The organism is Ochrobactrum sp. AN78 (assembly GCF_029909885.1).
GTDB classification, from domain to species: domain Bacteria; phylum Pseudomonadota; class Alphaproteobacteria; order Rhizobiales; family Rhizobiaceae; genus Brucella; species Brucella quorumnocens.
On sequence record NZ_JASAMU010000013.1, the window covers coordinates 64,922 to 84,562 of the forward strand.

The following is a 19,641-nucleotide window of genomic DNA, read 5'->3' on the forward strand; positions in this document are numbered from 1 at the left end:
CAGCGCTTAAGATCGGGCAGCGCTTAATGCTGCACAACTGCGCGCGGCGGCGCAAGGTCTGCCTTGGCGCGTGCGGTGGCAGGCTTGCACCCTGCTCTTGGCTATCCCCAGCAATGGGGGTGACCCGGATTTGGGTGGTTCCAGATTTTCCGGGTCCCAATCAATTGGGGTACCGGTCATTTCCGGGACCGGAGACAGCCCGGCTGAGCGCCCCATTACGGATTGTCCGATTTTTGCGCGGGATCGGCCTTGGTGACGGCCTCGCTCAGGCGCTGCACCATGAAATAGATGCCCGGCGTCAGCAGCAGGCCGATGGTGGTTGCGGCGACCATGCCCCCGAAAATCGTGACGCCGACAGCTTGCCGCGCACCAGCACCTGCCCCTGATGACAGAATGAGGGGCAGAATACCCAGGATGAAAGACACCGCTGTCATCATCACCGCACGAAAGCGCTGCTCGGCACCCTGTCGCGCGGCATCGCGGGCACTCAGACCGGCCTCACGCTTTTCCTTGGCAAATTCCACGATCAGGATGGCATTCTTAGCGGCAAGACCGATCAACAACACCAGCGCGATCTGAACATAGAGGCTGTTTTGCAGCCCGAACAGGCTGAGGGCGACAACAGCGCCCAGCAGAGCTGCTCCCAATGACACAATGACCACCAGGGGCAGGCTCCAGCTTTCATATTGCGCCACCAGAAACAGATAGGCGAACAGGAAGGCCAGGGCAAAGACCAAAACCTCCTGGCCACTGCTGCGGTTTTCCTGAAACGACAAGCCGGACCATTCATAGCCGTAACCGTCGGGAAGCGCTGTTGCCGCAGCCGTGGCCATCGCGCTCATCGCTTCGCCACTGCTGGCTGCGGGCGCAGGCACGGCATTGATCTGGGCGGAGACGGAGAGATTGTATCGTGTGATGACAAAGGGGGCCAGCACGGTGGTCAGCGAAACCACGCCGCGCAACGGGACAAGCGTTCCGGTGCGATTTCTGACATGGAGTTTGAGGATATCTTCCACATGGGCACGAAACTCGGAATCCGCCTGCAGATTGACCTGGAACACCCGGCCATTGAGTGTGAAATCATTGACGTAGCGGGAGCCGAAATTGGCACCAATGACAGCATAGATGTCGGACACGCTCAGGCCCAAGGCCTCGGCGCGGGCCCGGTCCACATCGACATAGATTTGTGGCACATTGGCGTTGAAGGTGGTCGCCGCCCCACCGATCTCCGCTTGCCGGTTGATATAGCCGAGCAGAGCGCTTGTGACCTGTGCGATATCTTCGGGTGCCTGGCCTTGCAGGGCCTGCAGGCGGAAGTCCAAACCGCCCACAGAACCGATCCCCGCAATGGCGGGCGGCGCGAACACCGCGACATTGGCGCCCGGGATCTGCATGAACTGGCGACGCAGCCCGTCAATGATGCTGTTGAGCTGGAGAGCCCGGCTCTCGCGATCTTCCCAGGGGGCAAGGGCTGCAACAGCCATGGCGCCATTGGGAGTGCTGGTGGATTGCAGGATGCTGAAGCCTGAGACGGTAATAACGTCTTGAACACCCGCAGTCTCGCTCAGCACACTGCGCACATCCTCCACAATGCGCTTGGTGCGTTCGAGCGAGGCGGCACTGGGCAGCTGAATATCGACGAACAGCGCGCCCTGATCCTCGTCCGGCAAGAACGTTGCCGGCAGATTGGCAAACAGCAGATAGGCGCCGGCAAAGCAGGCGATAATAGCCGCAAGCGGGATATACCAATGTCTGACGGTCAGCCCGACCAGATGACCATAACCGTCGCGGCTGCGTTCCATGAAACGGGTGAACCAGGCGAGCGGACCGCGTTTAAAACTGCTCTGATCGCGTCGGAGCAGCAGCGCCGCCAGTGCAGGACTGAGTGTAAGACCGACAAAGGACGAGATGATCAGGGCCGATGAGATCGTGACCGCAAACTGGCGGTAAAGTTGCCCGCCAATTCCCTCCAGAAAAGCTGTCGGAGTGACGACAGCGAGCAGCACGAGCGTTGTGGAAATAATGGGACCGGTGATCTGGCGCATGGCTGTGCGGGTGGCGTCGACGACGCTGATTTCGGGCGCGTCGTCCAGCACATGTTTGACATTCTCGACCACCAGAATAGCGTCATCCACCACCAGTCCGATCGCCAGGACCAGAGCGAGCAGCGAGATCATGTTGAGCGAGTAGCCGAGCGCCAGAAGCACTGCGATGGCCCCGAGCATGGAAACGGGGATGGCAAGGGCAGAAATCAGCGTGGCGCGCCAATCCTGCAGAAACACGAATGTGACGGCGAGAACAATCAGAAAGGCTTCCAGAAGGGTTCGGGTGGTGAGCGCAATGCTGGCCTTGACGAAGCGGGTTGCATCATAGACCACGTGATAATGCAGGCCTGGTGGAAAGCGCGCCGACAGACGCTCAAGTTCTGCCTCAACGGCCCGAGCGGTGTCGATCGCGTTGGCTCCCGGCGCCTGATTGATCTGGAGCATGGCCGATTGATGGCCGGCAAAACTCGCGGTGGATGCGTAATTGCGGGCGCCCAGTTCCAGCCGCGCGACATCGCGCAGGAAGACTTTCGCCCCGTCCGCGCCGGTGCGGATGACGATGGCGCCGAATTCCTCGGCATCGCGCAGGCGACCTTCAGCGACCAGCGTATATTGCAGTTCGGTCGCCGTGCGCATGGGCGGCGCCCCAGCCTGGCCGAGGGTCGCCTGGATATTCTGGCGTTGAATGGCGGCTGCCACCTCATCGACCGATATGGCGAGTGCCTCCATTCTTTGTGGGTTGAGCCACACCCGCATGGAATATTCGGAAGCCCCCACCACGCTTGCCTCACCGACGCCAGCGACCCGTGAAATCGCATCCACGATGGTTGTGGTGGTGAAATTGGTGATCTCCAGCGCGCTCAGGCTGTCGTCTGGCGAATAGAACGCGATGCCGAGCACAAAATCCGGTGAGCGGGCGCGCACCGACACCCCTTGTTGGGCGACGGCGGCGGGCAGACGCGAGATTGCCAGCTGCGCGCGATTTTGCACATTGATCTGGGCGAGTTCGGGATCGGTGCCCACTTCGAAGGTGACCGAAAGCGCATATTGCCCGGCATTGGAACTGGTCGATGACATATACATCATGTCATCGACCCCATTGATGGCGGTTTCAAGCGGGCCGCCCACCACATCGGCGATGACTTCGGCACTGGCGCCGGGATAGAAGGCGGAGACGGTGACGGTCGGCGGCGATATCTGCGGATATTGCTGGATCGGCAGGGCAAAGATGGCGATTGCACCGGCAATGGAGATCAGGATTGAAATAACGATGGCAAGGCGGCTACGGCGGATGAAGGTCTCGGAAATCATTGGTCCGCCCCTCCGTCCTCGATGGCTTCGCGCGGTGCGACCAGTTGCTGATCGGCAATGCGTTGCAGCCCCTGGGTAACGATCTGTTCGCCTTGCGTGACGCCACTTGTGACGGCCCATCGATTGCCGATGCGGGCACCGGTGACGATTGGGCGTCGCGACACCTTGTTGTCTGTCCCGAGCACGAAGACATATTTACCCTGGCGATCCTGCAACACCGACGACATCGGAACCACGGGCAGCGTACCGATCGCTTCATCGACGAGTTGAACAGCGACCACCTGACCTGGCACGAGAATCTGATCGGGATTGGCAAACAGCGCACGCACGGCTACGGTTCCGGTCTGGGCACTGACTTCATTATCAATGAACTGGAGGGTGCCGCGCTGCGAATAGGTGGTGCCATTGGCGAGAACCAGGTTGAGCGAAAACTGGTGCGGATTGATCGCCTGTCCGGCCGCTTCCTGCTGGCGCAGACTGACCAGTGCGCGGTCGGTGATGGAAAACACCACCCGCACCGGATCGAGCTGCACAATGCGCGCGAGCGGTCCACTGCCTGGGCCGACGAGGTTGCCGAGGGTCACCAGCGAGCGGCCGATGGTTCCATTGATCGGTGACCGGATCTTTGTATAGGAGAGGTTGAGACGGGCGATGTTGAGATTGGCCTCAGCGCCCTGCACATCGGCGCTAGCAATATCGAAGGCGGCCTGTGCGTCATCCAGCGCCGCCTGCGAGGCGGTATTGCGACTGGCGAGGGTTCTGGTTCGCGACAGCGTCTGTCGTGTGGCATTCTGGTTGGCGGTTGCGCGCGCGAGTTGCGCTTGCGCCAGCGTGAGGGCCGCCTGCAAGGCATCGGGTTCAATCTCAAAAAGCAGATCTCCGGCCTTGATGCGCGCGCCCTGCTCAAAAGCCTTGCCTTTAAGAAACCCGGTGATGCGCGCCTGAATATCGACGGCCTCGATTGCTTCGATTTGTCCGTTGAAGCGTTGCGGCGCTGCGGCAGAGGCGACAGCGACGGTCTCGACAACAACTGCGGGCACAGGCGCGGCGGGCGGCTGTTGCGCCTTGCCTGCGCTCGCCGAGGCGATGATGAGAACGGCCAGAAGCAAGGCCCCCTTCAGATTTTGATGAACCAGAGCCCTTGTCACCGCCGTATCTCCCTCAAGATGGTGGGTATTCAGTCACGCATTTCTGGTCGTAAAGGCAATTCCCACATAGGCAATCCCGGCGATCAGCAGGGCAATGCCGGCGATCGATCCCGAAGGCAGCTCACGGATCAGCGGCCATTTGAGAACCAGCGCTGCACTGGCCATCCAGGCGATGATGCCCGACAGGGTAAACCACCACCATCCGCCTTCGGGTCGGATTTTCAACGACATGGCGATCTGCAGAAAGCCATGAACAAAAACCACAATCGCGATCAAAAGGGTGATCGCCAGCGCGCCCTTGAGCGGATTAAGACAGATCATGATCCCCCCGACCAGTTCAACAGCGCCGGACAATTCCTGCCACACAAAACCGGCCCAGCTTTTCACCCATAATGACTGGATGATCTTGATGACGCCAATGCCCACCAGCACCAGTCCAAACACCGTACTGGCAGCGAATTCGGAAAAGACCGGCAATAATAGGCAGAGCACCCCGCCCAGCAACAGCAGCATGCCCAGCAGCAGGAAGCCGCGCCATTTGCGCTGCTCAACGGTCCTTCGTTGCATTTTCAGCAGCTGGGGAACATTCATCCCTCAATCCTCACAGGGTTGAAAACGGACTCTTTGACTGCTTGCTTGTAAGATATGGTGGTCTGCTGATATGAGCACGTTTGTATAGGATAGTACAGAGCCTAATATTGGCAAAGTTAATGCTCGTGCGGCCAGTCACTTTCCTCAAGTTTTACCCAGCTGGTCGAAATTATGCTTGAGCGCAGACTTAACTGGGCAACAAGCGCCTCGACCGCGCCATCCTCTTCTTTACCGGTAAACAGGGTTGCCTCGACTTCCATGTCATCACTGCCTTCCAGGCGATGGCTGCGAATGGCATGGAAGCGCAGTTTTTTTAGATCCAGCGCCTGGATCAGCAGGGCGCGCACCGCGATTTCGCTTTCGGGCGGACAGCGGAAACGCACCCGGTAATAATGTTCGCTCTGCGGCGTGATAAAGGAATAGCGGTCCACCAGCGTGGCGATCTTGGGCAGCGAGAGATTGAGGCAGACAATGAAGAACGCGGTCTCAATGGCCAGAAACCAGAAACCATAGCCGGTGAGCACACCGACGGCCCCAGTACTCCACACGGTTGCGGCGGTGCTCAGGCCCTTGACGCTGGCCCCGTCCTTGATGATGAGGCCGGCGCCCAGAAAGCCGATACCGGTGACCACCTGGGCGCCCATGCGGGGATCGGCCACCATCCCGAGCGCATGGGGGAGAGAGGCATAAGCCGCAGCGCCCAGGGCCACCAGGCCGTGGGTGACAAGGCCGGAATGGCGTTGCCGCAGCTGCCGTTCCAGTCCGATGGCCGATCCGAGCAGCAGTGCCAGACAAAGATTGAGCATGATTGATTGCAGCGCGAGAAGTTCCGTCATCAAAACCCTGCTTCCCTTTGAGCATTGCGCGCCCCTTGAATTGTTCGATGTGTCGTGCGGTGCGAACAAGACAGCAAAGCCATAGGCACGGCTGCGACGGCAGGTGGCCTGCGGCGGGAGAATTCGACGCTTTGCGGCAACCCGCCTGTTTGTAGCAGGCCGACGGTTTGCGGCAGCAAAAAAGGATCCATGGTTGCTCCGACTGCACGAATGGCTGCGATGACTTCAGACGGCACAGTTGATTGTGATTTTTTCGAGCATAACATCGGTATCACAAATATCGTTTCATTATGATGCTTGTATTCTTCAAATTAAAGTTGTTTTATGAAGGAAATTTCGCAGGCATTCTTACCAATATCGACTGAGGGGTCAGATAATATGGGTTTGCTCGGAATATTACTCGGCCTCGTTCTTCTTATGTGGTTTGCCTATCGCGGTTGGAGCGTGCTGATGCTTGCGCCGGCTGCAGCCCTGTTGGCGGCGCTGATTTCCGGTGAGCCGCTGCTGGCCAACTGGACCACCACCTTCATGTCCGGGACGGCGAATTTCGTGGCCCGCTGGTTTCCGTTGTTTTTACTGGGCGGCATTTTTGGCAAGCTGATGGATGACAGCGGATCGATCACCGCGATTGCCCATTCGCTGACCGAGCGGCTTGGTGTGAAGCGGACAATGCTCTCGGTGGTGCTGGCTTCGGCGGTGGTGACCTATGGCGGGGTCAGTGTGTTTGTCGCGTTTTTCGTGTTGGTTCCGATGGCGCGCGAGATGTTCAAGGCGGCCAATATACCGGCGCGGCTGATGCCGGCGGCGATTGGCCTTGGTGCATTCACCTTCACCATGTCGGCGATGCCGGGCACCCCCTCGACCAACAACGCCATCCCGATGCCCTATTTCGGCACCACGACCTTTGCCGCCCCTGGCTTGGGGATCATCGCCTCCATCATCACACTGGCCTTTGGGATGTGGTGGTTGCAGCGCGCGGAGGCGCGGGCGCGACTGGCGGGCGAAAATTATGTCGATGTGCCAGAGGGGGTGGAGATCACCGAGAAGCTCCGGGAGCAATCCACCCTGACCGGGGACTTCGATCCCGCCGAGCTAGATCATGGCGTCCGCGCCACCGACAAGCCATCCTTCTTCGTGGCGTTGCTGCCGCTTCTGGTGGTGATCGTCGTCAATTTCCTGATGGCGCTGATCATTCTCCCCCGGCTGGATTTTTCCTTTCTGAGCCAACCGCCCTGGGGAATTGATGTGTCTTCGACGATCGGGCTCTGGGCGGTGCTGATTGCGCTGGCGGTCGCCATTCTGACGCTGATCGTCGCCAATTTTACCCGCTTGAAGGCCATTCGCGAAAGCCTGGATGCCGGTGCCAATTCCTCGGTCCTGCCGATTCTGACCATCGCCAGTCTCGTTGGCTTCGGGGCAGTGGTTGCGGCCATGCCGGCTTTCATGCTGGTGCGGGATGCGGTGCTGCAGGTCCCTGGCGGCCCACTGGTTTCCCTGGTGGTTGCCATGAACGCGCTGGCAGCTCTGACCGGCACGGCCTCAGGCGGCATGGCGATCGCGCTCAATGCGCTGGGCGAACAATATATGCAACTCGCCAATCAATATGGCATAGACCCCGCATTGATGCATCGCCTCACGGTGATCAGTGCCGGCACGCTGGATGCATTGCCGCATAATGGCACCGTACTGCTGCTTTTGCAGATCAGCAAGCAGACCCATGCCTCGAGCTATTTCGACATGGTGATGACGGTGATTGTCGGGGTGATCATTTCGCTGGCTGCCGTCTTCATCCTGGGATCGATGTTTGGTTCGTTCTAACCTGTGCTCTTTTGTCGAAAGGACGCGACAATGAAAAGATCTTCGATTCCTGCAACTCTTGTGCTCATGGTGACAAGCAGTCCTGCATTTGCGCATTTGAACCCTGCAGAACACGGCTCGTTTGCTGCGGGCTTCACCCATCCGCTGACCGGCGCTGACCATATTCTGGCCATGGTGGCGGTCGGTCTCTGGGCGGCCATGCTGGGTGGACGCGCGCTCTATGCGGTGCCCCTCAGTTTTGTCGGCGTGATGGTTGTGGGCTTTGTGGCAGCGCTTTGGGGATTGCCGTTGCCTTATGTGGAACCGGTCATTCTCGCCTCGGTCATTGTGATCGGACTTCTGGTGGCGCTGGCCTTTCATGCCTCAACGCGCAATGCGGCGCTGATTGTCGGCTTTTTCGCATTTTTTCATGGTTATGCCCATGGCGGCGAAATCGGCAGCGCCAGCTTCCTGTCCTATGCAACCGGCTTCGCGCTTGCCACCGCCCTGCTGCATGTTTCAGGCATTGCGGTCGGTCTCGCTCTTGGCAGTCTTGCGAAGGGGCGGTCCGGGCAACTGGCGGTGCGCGTTGCCGGTTCACTGGCCGCGTTGAGCGGGGTTTATCTGGCAATTGGATAAAGTGCGCCCGATTTCCCCGGCGTTTATGCGGCAGCCGGTCGCCGATACCGGCCTTGAGGCCCGCGCGGGCCCTGAGCGTTTGCGCGCCTCGCCGCTGCATCTGCTGCGGCTTGTAAGCCCCAACCAGCCAGTGGGGGGCTTCTCCTATTCGCGTGGCTTGGAATGGGCTGTTCACGCACAGATCGTCACCGATGCCGCAAGCTGCGCGGACTGGATCATCGGGCTAATCCAACACAGCTATGCGACGCTTGATGGCGCCCTTTTCTGGCGGATGATGCAGGCCTTGCAGCGACAGGACGATGCCGAATTCGAGCGGTTGAATGACTGGCTCAGCGCCAGCCGCGAAAGCCATGAACTGGAACTGGAAGACCGGCGGATGGCGGAATCCTTGATGTCATTGCTGCGCAGTCTGAATGGAGACGGCATGGAGCGGTTCCGCTTCAGTGGCCATGCGAGCTATCCGGCAGTCTTTGCCATTGCCGCGCATCAGTGGGGCATCGCGGCATTTGATGCGTTGCGAGGTCTGATGTGGGCGGTGGTGGAAAGTCAGGTGACGGCTGCGATCCGCCTGGTGCCGCTTGGTCACACGGCGGGTCAGAGGATTCTCATTTCCGCCGTTGATGCTATTGAGACTGCGGCGCAGACGGCCGCAACGCTGAGCGAAGAGGATATTGGCAATATGGCGCCGGCACTGGCGATGGCCAGTGCCTGGCACGAAACCCAATATAGCCGGCTATTCCGCTCCTGAGCGCTCGGTATTGCGCAAGGCTGCGCGATTTTGCTCTGGCGTGGTTGCCGCGGCCGGCAGCACCGGTATCAGCGCCTTGAAGGCATATTGGCCCAACAACATGATCCAGGTGACGATGACGAATGTCGATGTGAGCACCGGCATTCCAATCGGCTTGAGAAAGATTGCAACCGATGCCCACAGCCAGGTGGCGATGACGGCACCGAAGATTGCATAAAGGAAGCTGCTCCAGTTCAGCACGAGAAAGAACCCGCCCAGCGCCATGGCGGTGAGCGCGGCATTATAGCCGAAGAGCCCATCGCGAATGGCGCCTTCCGGTCCGCCGAAGAGAGCGGCCACCACAGCACCGGTGCCGGCGCCCAGCAGGCCCATCATCGCGGAAATGCGGGAATTGACGGCGATGGCGCACAGGATGATGTAGCCGGTAATCCAGTTATCCTGGAAGAAAATCTGCCCGATAGCCGTGCCGATCCCCATATACCAGGTCGGCAGCAGATAGGGGGCCGCGTAGGAGAATTGTTCCGGGGAGACCGGTTTCGCCATCGGACCGGCATCGATGGCGTCAAATTTCAGGATGGCAAACAACAACAGCCAGCCAACCAGCACGAAGGGCATGGTCAGGGGAGCGACCTTATAGGGTGCCATCAGCGTTGCGATGGCTGCAAAGGCCATGGTGGAAAAGGCTGCGCCGCAGACCAGATAGACAGCCATGGCCGGGGACGGCAAGGCGCCAGTTTGAAAATCCGCGCTGGTGAAGGCGACCAGCGCCAGCGCGACCAGACAGCCATTAAAGCCATAGAGCCCGTCGCGCACAAGCGCTCTGTCGGCTTTGAGCAGCAGGGCGGTCAGCGTGCTGGCGACAACGCCTGTCAGGCAGATCACGGCATAGATCCAGGAGTTGAACAGGATTGCGAGCACAATGATCAGGCCTGTCAGCGGATTGTTCTGAAACACAACCTGGGAAATGCCGCGCAAGGTCCAGTCAACAAATCGCAGGGACGGATGGTCGCTCAAACTTGAGGTCGGCATATGGTGATCCCCTCTTTTTCAGCCTGTCCCGCTGTTGTTAGAACAGGAAATAGCGCTGCGCCATCGGCAAGACATCGGCCGGTTCGCAGCTTATGAGTTCCCCGTCCACCCGCACCTGATAGTTTTGCGGGTCGACCTCGAGTTTCGGCGTCAAGCCATTGTGGATCATATCCTTCTTGCGGATTGTGCGAATTCCCTTGACCGCGACCAGCTGCTTTTGCAGCTTGAGCTGTTCCCCAATCCCGTCATTGAGCGCCGCCTGGGACACGAAGGTGACGCCGGTCGAGCCGATTGCCCGACCCATGATCCCATACATGGGTCGGTAGTGAACCGGTTGCGGCGTGGAGATGGAGGCATTGGGATCGCCCATCGGCGCCATTGCAATCATGCCGCCCAGCATCACCAGGCTCGGCTTGACCCCGAAGAATTCGGGTTTCCACAAGACAAGGTCGGCTCTTTTTCCGACCTCCACGGAACCGATTTCATGGGCGAAGCCATGAGTGATGGCCGGGTTGATGGTGTATTTCGCGATATAGCGTTTGGCGCGAAAATTGTCGTTGCGGCTGCTGTCGGGATTGAGAGGGCCGCGCTGGACCTTCATTTTATGGGCGGTCTGCCAGCAGCGCAGGGTGGTTTCGCCAATGCGGCCCATGGCCTGGGAATCCGATGACATCATCGAGAAGACCCCAAGATCATGGAGGATATCTTCGGCGGCGATGGTCTCGCGTCTGATGCGCGATTCCGCAAAGGCCACATCCTCGGGAATTTTGGGACTGAGGTGATGGCAGACCATCAGCATGTCGAGATGTTCGTCAACCGTATTGATTGTGTAGGGGCGGGTTGGATTGGTGGAGGAGGGCAAAATGTTCTCTTCCCCCGCAGCGGTAATGATGTCGGGGGCATGACCGCCACCGGCACCTTCGGTATGAAAACTATGGATGGTGCGGCCTTTCATGGCCGCGAAAGTATCCTTGACAAAGCCGCTCTCATTGAGCGTATCGCTGTGCAGAGCGACCTGGATATCCTCCTCCTCGGCGACGGTGAGACAGGTGTCGATCGCGGCGGGTGTGGTGCCCCAATCCTCATGCAGCTTGAGACCCACCGCGCCGGCCCGGATCTGTTCGCGCAACGGCTCGGGCATGCTCGCATTGCCTTTGCCGAGCAGGCCGACATTGATCGGCAGGGCTTCGATTGCTTCGAGCATGCGGTGGATCGCCCAGGGGCCGGCGGTAACGGTAGTGGCGAGTGTTCCCACGGTGGGACCGGCACCACCTCCCACCAGAGTGGTGGTGCCGCTGGCCAATGCTTCCTCTGCCTGTTGTGGCGCGATGAAATGAATATGGGTGTCGATGGCACCGGCGGTGAGGATCTTGCCTTCACCGGCAATCACATCGGTGCCGGGACCGAGAACAATATCAACACCGGGCTGGATGTCGGGATTGCCGGCCTTGCCGATCCCGGTAATGCGACCGCTCTTGATACCCACATCAGCCTTGATGATCCCCCAATAGTCCAGAATGATCACATTGGTAATGACGAGATCGGCTGTTTGCGCTGCGGGACGCTGTCCCTGGCCCATACCGTCGCGGATGACCTTGCCGCCACCGAACGTGACTTCCTCGCCATAAATGCAGCGGTCTTCCTCAATCTCGATGATCAGCTCGGTATCCGCCAGCCGCAGTCGATCGCCGGTGGTGGGACCATAAAGTTCGGCATAGGCCTGTCTGGAAATGCTTCCCATCTGTCCCTCCTAGAGTTTGCCGTTGATTTTGGCGTTAAAGCCGTAGACCTCGCGCGCACCGTCAAGCGCCACCAGTTCGACCTCGCGATCCTGTCCCGGTTCAAAACGCACGGCGGTCCCAGCGGGGATATTGAGCCGGAATCCGCGTGTGGTTTCACGGTCGAAGATCAGCGCTTCATTGGTTTCATAGAAGTGATAGTGGGAGCCGACCTGGATTGGTCTGTCACCGCTATTCTCAACGATCAGGCTGCGGGTTTCGCGGCCCTCATTGAGCGTAATCGACCCCTCTTCGATGAAATATTCTCCGGGTATCATGCGACCCTCCTAAGGAATGGGGTTATGGACAGTGACGAGTTTGGTTCCATCCGGGAAGGTGGCTTCGACCTGGATGTCGTGGATCATCTCGGCAACGCCCTCCATCACGTCATCGCGGGTGAGAAGCGTCGCGCCGAAAGACATCAGGTCCGCAACGGTTCTGCCGTCTCTGGCCCCCTCCAGGATTTCGGCCGAAATATAGGCCACGACTTCCGGGTAGTTGAGCTTGAGTCCCCTGGCCTTGCGGCGTTCGGCAACCAGTGCTGCGGTGAAGATCAGCAGTTTATCTTTTTCGCGTGGCAGTAGTTCCATCGGCTTACCCTCTCCAAACTGATTTATGTGGCCCAGATTCTCGGTGGGGCCGCCACCTTGCCGAGGCCCGCCTCCCGCAGGACTTCCCATGCCTGTCGCAACATTTGCTTGGCCTCGGACATGCGTCCCCCCAGGTAGCGACAGACGATCACCCGATCGAGCCGGCTGACCGAGAACAGGCTTGCGCAACGCCCCGATTGTGCCGCCCGAATGCGATCAACGGCGTCCTCATTGGCCTCTCCGGCATAGACCATCGTCGCAAGGATGGGTTTGGCGTTGAATGCGAAGGCGGCGTCACGGGCAGCGTCGGAGCCTTTCAGACAGAATTGCTCGAACCAGATCGGCTTGTGATCGCGAAAGATTTCAAGTCGTTGACGGATTTCGCCGCGCTCGAAACGCTCGCCGCAGGCCGGTCGCCCCAGACAGACAATATCCCATCCCAGGTAACGCGCATCGCCTGTCAATGTGACCTTGGTGCTGATCGCGGCGCGGGCGCCGTTGAAGACAATGGTTTCTTGCGGGAGATATTCGCATATGCCGCCCGCCCCGACCGCGATACGGGTGACCTGCGTGCTTTTTTGGAGGTCCGAGCGATAGAACTTGGTGGCGCCTGGCGTCGTCAACACGGTCCTGGAGCGATCGCCAAGATGACAATCGATTGAGAGGATATCGCCGGCTGCGACCCCACCGGGCGGATGCAGGAGATAAACATGCGCGCTGCCGTCGGCCTCCGGGTAGAACGGGCGTTGCACTGCAAGCGGGCCCACATGCCGCCGCCGAACGAGCCGGGTGGAGGAAGTGTTGTGCTCGAACCACAGTTCGAGCTCGGCATGCCACCCTTTGCTCATCAACGACTGCTACTCCCATGGAGCTTAAGAACTTCGATGCGATTGGGATATCCGGCAAGAAAATGCTAAAAAAGCGAAAGTTGAAAGACAATAACTCGACAATTTGTCTTGTACAAGCTTAATTGTAATGGGGTCTGAGCCTGTATCCGGAATCAGGCGAACCTGATTAAGTCTTGTCTTGTTCTCGTAACACTTTGAAGTTAGTGGAGGACCTATGCGCAAAGTGACAGCGATCCGACCCTGTTCCGACGTCAGTCGGGATGAGAGCATGGCGGTAACCGGCAGGCTGTTGCTTGCCCATGATGCGCGGCATCTGCGTCGCAAGGCGGTTGAACTTACGGATGGAACCCGGATTTTCTTTGATCTGCCGCAAGCGGTTGTTCTGAAAAGCGGCGACGCGCTCATTCTCGAGGATGGCGCGATGGTGTTGATCGAGGCTGTGGATGAACCGCTTTATGCGATCACCGCATCCGGTCCGAATGGGCTTGCTGAACTCGCCTGGCACATCGGCAACAGGCACCTGGCGGCAGAGATCTCGCTTTCGCGGATCCTGATCCTGCGCGATCCTGTCATCAAGACCATGCTGGAGGGACTGGGCGCGCAAGTCAGCGAAATTCTGGCACCGTTCAATCCCCTGCGCGGCGCCTATTCCGGCCACGCCAGTCAGCACAGTCACAGGCAAGCTCACAGCCAGGGGCATAGTCATGAGCATGAGCATGAGCATGAGCATGAGCATGAGCATGAGCATGAGCATGACCGACCGCGCTAAGGCTTGTCAATTTGTCGAGGAAGGAGAGCTTTCATGGCTTCGAAAAATGGACCATTGCGCATTGGAATTGGTGGACCGGTTGGCTCTGGCAAGACGACGTTGACCGAACATCTGTGCAAGGCACTGCGTGCGCATTATTCGATCGCGGTGATCACAAACGACATCTACACCAAGGAAGACGCCTTGATTCTGGCAAAACGCCAGGCTTTGTCGGAGGACCGCATTTTAGGCGTGGAAACCGGTGGTTGTCCGCATACGGCCATCAGGGAGGATGCATCGATCAACCTGCAGGCTATTGCCGAGATGAACCGAAAATTTCCCGATCTCGATATGGTGTTTATCGAGTCGGGCGGTGACAATCTTGCAGCCACTTTCTCGCCGGACCTTGCCGATCTCACCCTTTATGTGATTTCGGTCTGCCAAGGCGAGGAAATCCCGAGAAAGGGCGGGCCCGGCATCACACGATCGGATTTTCTCATCATCAACAAGAGCGACCTTGCGCCCTATGTGCATGTGGATCTCGATGTGATGCGCTCTGACGCGGAACGGATGCGCGCCGGCAGACCCTTTGGCTTCACCGATCTCACCCGCGGGGCCGGACTGGATCGGGTCATCGACTTCCTTGTCGAGGATGGCGGCCTGTCGCGCTAACGGTTCTGCAGGCGATCGATGACACGCACGGGCAGATGCAGGGCGAGCGACGCCTGTTCGAAAGCCCCCTGCCCGGCGGCAACGAAACTTTCGTCCAAACCCGCATATTCGTCGGTGATGAGGCGCCGCAGCAAATGGCCCGATCCCAGCAGTTTGATCAGTGTGTTGGAACTGGCAAACAGGCTGTGGCCGCCGCGGTCGACCTGAGAAATGTCGAGCACCTGAATATTCTTGTTTTGCAGGAAGGCGATATCAAAGCCGCTGCCAATGCGCGGCGCGCCACCGGCCAGTCGACGGGATATATCGAGTGCGCGGTCGCGGCGCGACACCACGATGGTGAAGGGTTGCGGCAGGGCATCAATGTCCTCGACCTGGCTGCGAAACAGATCAGGGTCGAGATCGGCTGCCGCCAGCAGCACCCCGTTCATTCGCCGGAGCACGTCATGGCGTTTGCCGATCGCCAATGTCCGCAACGCCTCCATCACCACCACCGCCCCCATTGAGTGCCCGACAATCACGATGCCGCTCGCCTTGGTGCCGGCTGCGATTTCCAGGGTTTCGACCAAGCCGCTGCGCGCGATGATGGCACTGTCGCGGTCATAGAGATAGCGGGTGAAGGAAGCGGCCGAGGCCCAGGCGAAATGGATCGGAACCGAGTTGACGCCGTAATCCTGCACGATCTGGGCGTTGCGGAACAGGCCCTCGGCAAAGTTGTTATTATAGCCGTGTACGAATATGAAGATCTCGCGCTGTGCTGGCGCACGCTCGGACAATTGCTGATTGAGCGCGCGTATCATTGCCGCCCGGTCGGCAACAGGTTGATAATCGGAGGCGCGGAAATGGCGTTGGGGATCGGGACGGACCGAAGAAGTTTCAACATTTCCGGGGCGATGATCGGGGGGAATATGCACGCGGATGGTCGACAGATTGAGCGCCGGTGCCCGTGACCGCGAATAGGCGATCGACGGCCGGTCATCGCGTTGCCGCAGACTTGCCACATTCAGGGCCACCACGGCGGCGCCGTCGCGATGTGGCGGTGCATTATCAAGCCCGGTGACCGCCCGGTTGCCCGCGCATCCGGTGACGATCAGCAGCAACAAGGCAATCAGGCGCTGGTTCAAACGCGCCCCCGTCTTTCAAGCGTTGCGGCTGCGCGCGCGATGCCCTTAAAACGCAATCGCCGCGAAAGGGATCTGCGACCGCCCGGGGGTAAGGGCCAATCAAGCGCAAGCACCCATTGATCCTGCGTCGATGACCGGATCACGCCTTTTTCACACCCTGTCCACCTGCGGCCAAGCAGGTGCATCAGCGGCGCGATCCGAACAGCCGTGAATGGGTGATGCGTCCATCACGCGCCCTGATCGTGATATCATAGCTCCGTCCCAACCGGGTCGCCCGATACAGGAAATGGCTGCCACGACAGTCAAGGGTGCGGACGGTGTGAAACCCGCGCATGCGCAACAGTCTGCTGCCCTGTGAACAACCGATGCGATGACCATTATTGAGGGTGGTTCCGACCTGCACGGAACGGCCCTGAGCGAAGGCCGGTGCGGTGGCGATCACCGCATCCGAGCAAACAAAGACCATCATCAGCAGGGTGATAAAAAAAGCGCGCCACATCATTCTGTCCTTCGTGTGGGAACGGAGATTTTATGCAGCTCGATCAAAGTCCATCCACCAGCGGATTGTCCTCGAGGCTGGCGAAAGACCATGTCAGAGAGGGTTTGGCGGCCTAGCGGCAGCGGGCTTCAAACACGCGGCCGTTATGATCACGATAGCGGCAATACTGCACGCCATTGCGGGTCTGGGCGACACCAACCAATGTTCCGGCAGCAGCGCCGATCGCCGCGCCGGTGAGTGCGCCGCGGGCATTGCCGCCGATCGCGCCGCCGGCCAGTGCGCCGACCGCAGCGCCGCCGACGCCATAGCCGGCCGTTCGCCTTTCATCGGTGGTGCACGCGGTCAAGGAAAGGGCGATGACAGACGTCATCAATGCGCCTAAGATAGCCGTTCTCATCTCGATCTCCTCCAAATGTCGATGCCGAGCCTGCAACAGATAGCATAAAACGTGGCTTTTGACATCCACGGATTTGTGGCTGCGCGATTTGGGTCGGGCTTGCGGGAAGCCATCCCGCATCGCATTGGCCTGCGGCTTGCTTGTGGCGTTTTTCCCGACTTGTCAGAACGGACTTTGGCGCCGCAAGCCGGCTGCGGCGTTGTCGCCGGCACCGCTCTCGATGCTGAGCGGGCAGGATACACGGCCTTTAAAAAGCACGGTGAGGCGATCAGGTCTTGAATAAGGCCTTCAGGGTCGCGGGCTGACTGCGCAGATATTGCGGGGCTGCTGATACCGTTGCACCGAGTGCGGCGGCGGCGTGCCATGGCCATCGTGGATCAAACAGAATGGTTCGGGCCAAACCGATCAGGTCGGCATCGCCGGTGGCAATGATCGCCTCGGCCTGCGCGGGTTCGGTGATCAGTCCAACCGCGACAACCGGCATGTTGACGGCATCTTTTATCCGGCGTGCGAACGGCACCTGGTAACTCGGGGCGAGTGGAATATCCTGCGTGATATGCAGGCCACCGGTGGAAACGTTGAGCGCATCGCAGCCACGCCGTTCGAGCGCTTGAGCGAAGGCAATGGTGTCATCAAGCGTCCAGCCGCCTTGCGTCCAGTCGGTCGCCGACACGCGGACAGAAACGGCCTGCTCCTGCGGAAAAGCCGCGCGCACCGCATCGAAGACTTCCAGCGGAAACCGCATTCGGTTTTCAAGGCTGCCGCCATAATCATCATCGCGACGGTTGGAGAGCGGCGAGAGGAATGAATGCAGCAGATAGCCATGCGCGGCGTGAAGCTGGACCGCGTCGATGCCAAGCCGCGCGGCGCGCAGCGCAGCGTGAACGAAAGCATCGCGGATTTTATCCATCCGCGCGCGGCACAAGGCGGTCGGCGCCGGGTCGTTGGGATTGAAGGCGATGGCGGAAGGGGCCTCTGGCTGCCAGCCATGGGGGTGATCCGCTGCGATTTGCCCGCCGCCCAGCCAGGGAAGATCGGTCGATGCCTTTCGTCCGGCATGGGCGAGCTGGATTGCGATCGGCATTGTCGTCCAGCGGCGAAGCCCGTCCAGGACGCGCTTCATGGCGGCTTCGCTGGCATCGTCATAGAGCCCGACATCGGCATAGCTGATCCGGCCTTCCGGGACCACGGCGGTGGCTTCAATGGTCAGCAGCGCCGCTCCGGACAGGGCCAATTGACCGAGATGAATCAGGTGCCAGTCGGTCATGCAGCCCTCGACGGCCGAATAGGTGCACATGGGCGCGATGGTGATGCGGTTTTCTAGCTCGAGATTGCGGATCCTGAGGGGCTTGAACAGCTGTGATTGCGGCATTTCACTCACTTCTTGACCGGAGAAAAAGGATGGACAGGCGGGGCGTTGCACCCCATGGGCTGAGCGCGCTTGCGTTGAACGCAAGGCGTTGGGTCCTGGGACTGCTATGGCTCAAGCCATCCCTAAGAGGGTCCGAAGGATGCGTCAACACATCGCGATAATGCAACCGCCCCCTCACAGAGAACGCCATGCCGGATTGCGTGCCCGACCGTGGCGCGCTGAAATCGAGCGCGGTTCGGGTTCTTCAGCGCTGGCGGATGCGCGGCGCCAAAGGGCAGCCACCCTTCGGCCACCCTGCCCGACGCGGTCGAGCGCACTTGCGCGTGCTTCGACTTGGCGGTTGCAAAGGCCTCTCGCACCCATCCTGTCAGGACATTGCGGGAAGCGGGATCGATCAGTCAGACCGGGCGGTGCGGTTTCTCGGACTGTCGAAGGAACCTAGCGGCGTCGCCTGCATTGTTAGGGAATGCTGCAAAGGAGCTGTTGATGCCATTCATTCAAACCGCCGATCAGACCAATCTTCATGTCAAGGATATCGGACATGGCAGAGCCGTGGTCCTCATTCACGGCTGGCCGCTGACCGGCGACATGTTCGAGTTTCAGACAATGGCGCTGCTTGAGGCAGGCTATCGGGTGATTACCTATGACCGTCGCGGCTTCGGGCAGTCGTCGCATCCGGCGGAGGGCTACACTTACGATGTCTTTGCCGACGATCTTGCGGCGGTTCTGGAAAAACTTCAGCTCAACGACGTCATTCTGGTCGGGTTTTCGATGGGCGGCGGTGAGATTGCCCGTTACCTTTCAAGACATGGCAGCGAGCGGGTGGCCAAGGTGGCGCTTGTCGCCGCCGTCGTTCCCTATCTGTTGAAGGATGACAGCAATCCTGACGGTGTGGCAGCCGATATTTTTGAGGATATGAAAGCTGAGCTCAGAAAGGACCGATTTGCCTTTCTGCAGTCATTCGCGAAAGCCTTTTACGGGGTCGGATTTGTCACCAGCCCGGTCAGCCAGGCGCTGCTGGACTGGAGCTTCGCCCTGGCCATCATGGCGAGCCCGAAAGCCACCCATGACTGTATCGACGCATTTGGCAAAACCGATTTCCGCAACGATCTCGCGGCCTTTACCATGCCGACACTGATCATCCACGGCACCGAGGACAATACGGTTCCGATCGAAGCCTCGGCCAGGGCTGCAGCCCGGGCGATCCCCGGCTCGCGACTGATTGAATATAGCGGCGAGCCCCACGGTTTGTTTGCCACAGCAGCAGAACGTCTCAACAAGGATATTCTTGAATTTATTCAAGAATAAAGGATGCTCCAGCGTAATACTGACATTATACTGACGTAATAAATAAAAATATTTTCCTCCCAATGTCCACAAGTATACATTGGGAGGAATTTCCATATTTTTATTCATCTATATCCATGGGAATGACAATTCGCTACAATGTTCGCACTATGTTCACGCACCGG

At 59.3% G+C, this 19,641-nt stretch carries 19 protein-coding genes; 6 read left to right on the forward strand and 13 right to left on the reverse strand.

Translation table 11 applies throughout. The features are described 5' to 3' along the window. Nucleotides 1-215 precede the first annotated feature (215 nt). From QBD00_RS19775 to QBD00_RS19790, 4 genes are all read right to left on the reverse strand, one after another. Entirely contained in the window at nt 216-3,356 is a 3,141-nt protein-coding gene (locus tag QBD00_RS19775; protein WP_318580334.1) for an efflux RND transporter permease subunit, read from the reverse strand. Further along, the gene (locus tag QBD00_RS19780) at nt 3,353-4,504 is read right to left on the reverse strand and encodes an efflux RND transporter periplasmic adaptor subunit (protein ID WP_318580335.1); all 1,152 of its coding nucleotides are present in this window, start codon (nt 4,502-4,504) and stop codon (nt 3,353-3,355) included. Before QBD00_RS19780 ends, QBD00_RS19775 begins: the two co-directional genes overlap by 4 nt. A gap of 33 nt (nt 4,505-4,537) precedes the next feature. Beyond that, nucleotides 4,538-5,095, reverse strand: a complete 558-nt coding sequence (locus tag QBD00_RS19785) for an HdeD family acid-resistance protein (RefSeq protein ID WP_151094394.1) — start codon at nt 5,093-5,095, stop codon at nt 4,538-4,540. Between the two features lie 116 nt (nt 5,096-5,211). After that, nucleotides 5,212-5,931: an MgtC/SapB family protein gene (locus tag QBD00_RS19790; RefSeq protein ID WP_151094396.1), complete on the reverse strand. Its 720-nt coding sequence runs from the start codon at nt 5,929-5,931 to the stop codon at nt 5,212-5,214. Nucleotides 5,932-6,309: 378 nt separating this feature from the next. Between QBD00_RS19790 and QBD00_RS19795 the strand changes: the two genes are divergently transcribed. From QBD00_RS19795 to QBD00_RS19805, 3 genes are read left to right on the forward strand one after another with little or no spacing between them, the layout of a single operon-like run. Then, a complete protein-coding gene (locus QBD00_RS19795) occupies nt 6,310-7,749 on the forward strand; it encodes a GntP family permease (RefSeq protein WP_151094398.1) in 1,440 nt (479 codons plus the stop codon). Nucleotides 7,750-7,779: 30 nt separating this feature from the next. Continuing rightward, a complete protein-coding gene (locus tag QBD00_RS19800) occupies nt 7,780-8,367 on the forward strand; it encodes a HupE/UreJ family protein (RefSeq protein WP_151094400.1) in 588 nt (195 codons plus the stop codon). A 25-nt stretch (nt 8,368-8,392) separates the two neighbouring features. Then, the gene (locus QBD00_RS19805; RefSeq protein ID WP_318580336.1) at nt 8,393-9,115 is read left to right on the forward strand and encodes an urease accessory protein UreF; all 723 of its coding nucleotides are present in this window, start codon (nt 8,393-8,395) and stop codon (nt 9,113-9,115) included. On the opposite strand, the gene QBD00_RS19810 is transcribed toward QBD00_RS19805, so the two are convergent. Genes QBD00_RS19810 through QBD00_RS19830 form a run of 5 tightly spaced genes read right to left on the reverse strand, consistent with a single transcriptional unit; the run spans nt 9,101 to nt 13,360 of the window. Further along, the gene (locus tag QBD00_RS19810) at nt 9,101-10,144 is read right to left on the reverse strand and encodes an urea transporter (RefSeq protein ID WP_151094405.1); all 1,044 of its coding nucleotides are present in this window, start codon (nt 10,142-10,144) and stop codon (nt 9,101-9,103) included. The genes QBD00_RS19805 and QBD00_RS19810 overlap by 15 nt on opposite strands. Before the next feature lie 37 nt (nt 10,145-10,181). Then, nucleotides 10,182-11,885, reverse strand: coding sequence for an urease subunit alpha (gene ureC / locus QBD00_RS19815; RefSeq protein ID WP_318580337.1), 1,704 nt, complete (start codon nt 11,883-11,885; stop codon nt 10,182-10,184). Between the two features lie 9 nt (nt 11,886-11,894). Then, a complete protein-coding gene (locus tag QBD00_RS19820) occupies nt 11,895-12,200 on the reverse strand; it encodes an urease subunit beta (RefSeq protein ID WP_151094411.1) in 306 nt (101 codons plus the stop codon). A gap of 9 nt (nt 12,201-12,209) precedes the next feature. After that, on the reverse strand, nt 12,210-12,512 hold the full coding sequence (ureA, locus tag QBD00_RS19825; protein ID WP_151094414.1) for an urease subunit gamma: 303 nt from the start codon (nt 12,510-12,512) through the stop codon (nt 12,210-12,212). Between the two features lie 23 nt (nt 12,513-12,535). Continuing rightward, a complete protein-coding gene (locus QBD00_RS19830) occupies nt 12,536-13,360 on the reverse strand; it encodes an urease accessory protein UreD (RefSeq protein ID WP_151094543.1) in 825 nt (274 codons plus the stop codon). A gap of 214 nt (nt 13,361-13,574) precedes the next feature. On the opposite strand from QBD00_RS19830, the gene QBD00_RS19835 reads away from it, so the two are divergent. Together QBD00_RS19835 and ureG are read left to right on the forward strand one after the other, a co-directional pair. Continuing rightward, nucleotides 13,575-14,129, forward strand: coding sequence for an urease accessory protein UreE (locus QBD00_RS19835; RefSeq protein WP_318580338.1), 555 nt, complete (start codon nt 13,575-13,577; stop codon nt 14,127-14,129). 33 nt (nt 14,130-14,162) lie between these two features. Continuing rightward, the gene (ureG, locus tag QBD00_RS19840) at nt 14,163-14,780 is read left to right on the forward strand and encodes an urease accessory protein UreG (protein WP_151094417.1); all 618 of its coding nucleotides are present in this window, start codon (nt 14,163-14,165) and stop codon (nt 14,778-14,780) included. Here the strand turns inward: ureG and QBD00_RS19845 are convergent. From QBD00_RS19845 to QBD00_RS19860, 4 genes are all read right to left on the reverse strand, one after another. Continuing rightward, nucleotides 14,777-15,901, reverse strand: coding sequence for an alpha/beta hydrolase (locus QBD00_RS19845; RefSeq protein ID WP_318580339.1), 1,125 nt, complete (start codon nt 15,899-15,901; stop codon nt 14,777-14,779). The two genes, ureG and QBD00_RS19845, sit on opposite strands and share 4 nt — an antisense overlap. A gap of 184 nt (nt 15,902-16,085) precedes the next feature. Next, nucleotides 16,086-16,400, reverse strand: a complete 315-nt coding sequence (locus QBD00_RS19850; protein ID WP_151094423.1) for a hypothetical protein — start codon at nt 16,398-16,400, stop codon at nt 16,086-16,088. A 112-nt stretch (nt 16,401-16,512) separates the two neighbouring features. Next, nucleotides 16,513-16,797 (reverse strand): glycine zipper domain-containing protein, encoded by a 285-nt coding sequence (locus QBD00_RS19855; RefSeq protein WP_151094426.1) that lies wholly within the window; start codon nt 16,795-16,797, stop codon nt 16,513-16,515. A 268-nt stretch (nt 16,798-17,065) separates the two neighbouring features. Then, nucleotides 17,066-18,169: an NADH:flavin oxidoreductase/NADH oxidase gene (locus tag QBD00_RS19860; protein WP_318580340.1), complete on the reverse strand. Its 1,104-nt coding sequence runs from the start codon at nt 18,167-18,169 to the stop codon at nt 17,066-17,068. A gap of 486 nt (nt 18,170-18,655) precedes the next feature. On the opposite strand from QBD00_RS19860, the gene QBD00_RS19865 reads away from it, so the two are divergent. Beyond that, the gene (locus QBD00_RS19865) at nt 18,656-19,477 is read left to right on the forward strand and encodes an alpha/beta hydrolase (protein WP_318580341.1); all 822 of its coding nucleotides are present in this window, start codon (nt 18,656-18,658) and stop codon (nt 19,475-19,477) included. The last annotated feature ends 164 nt before the right edge of the window (nt 19,478-19,641 follow it).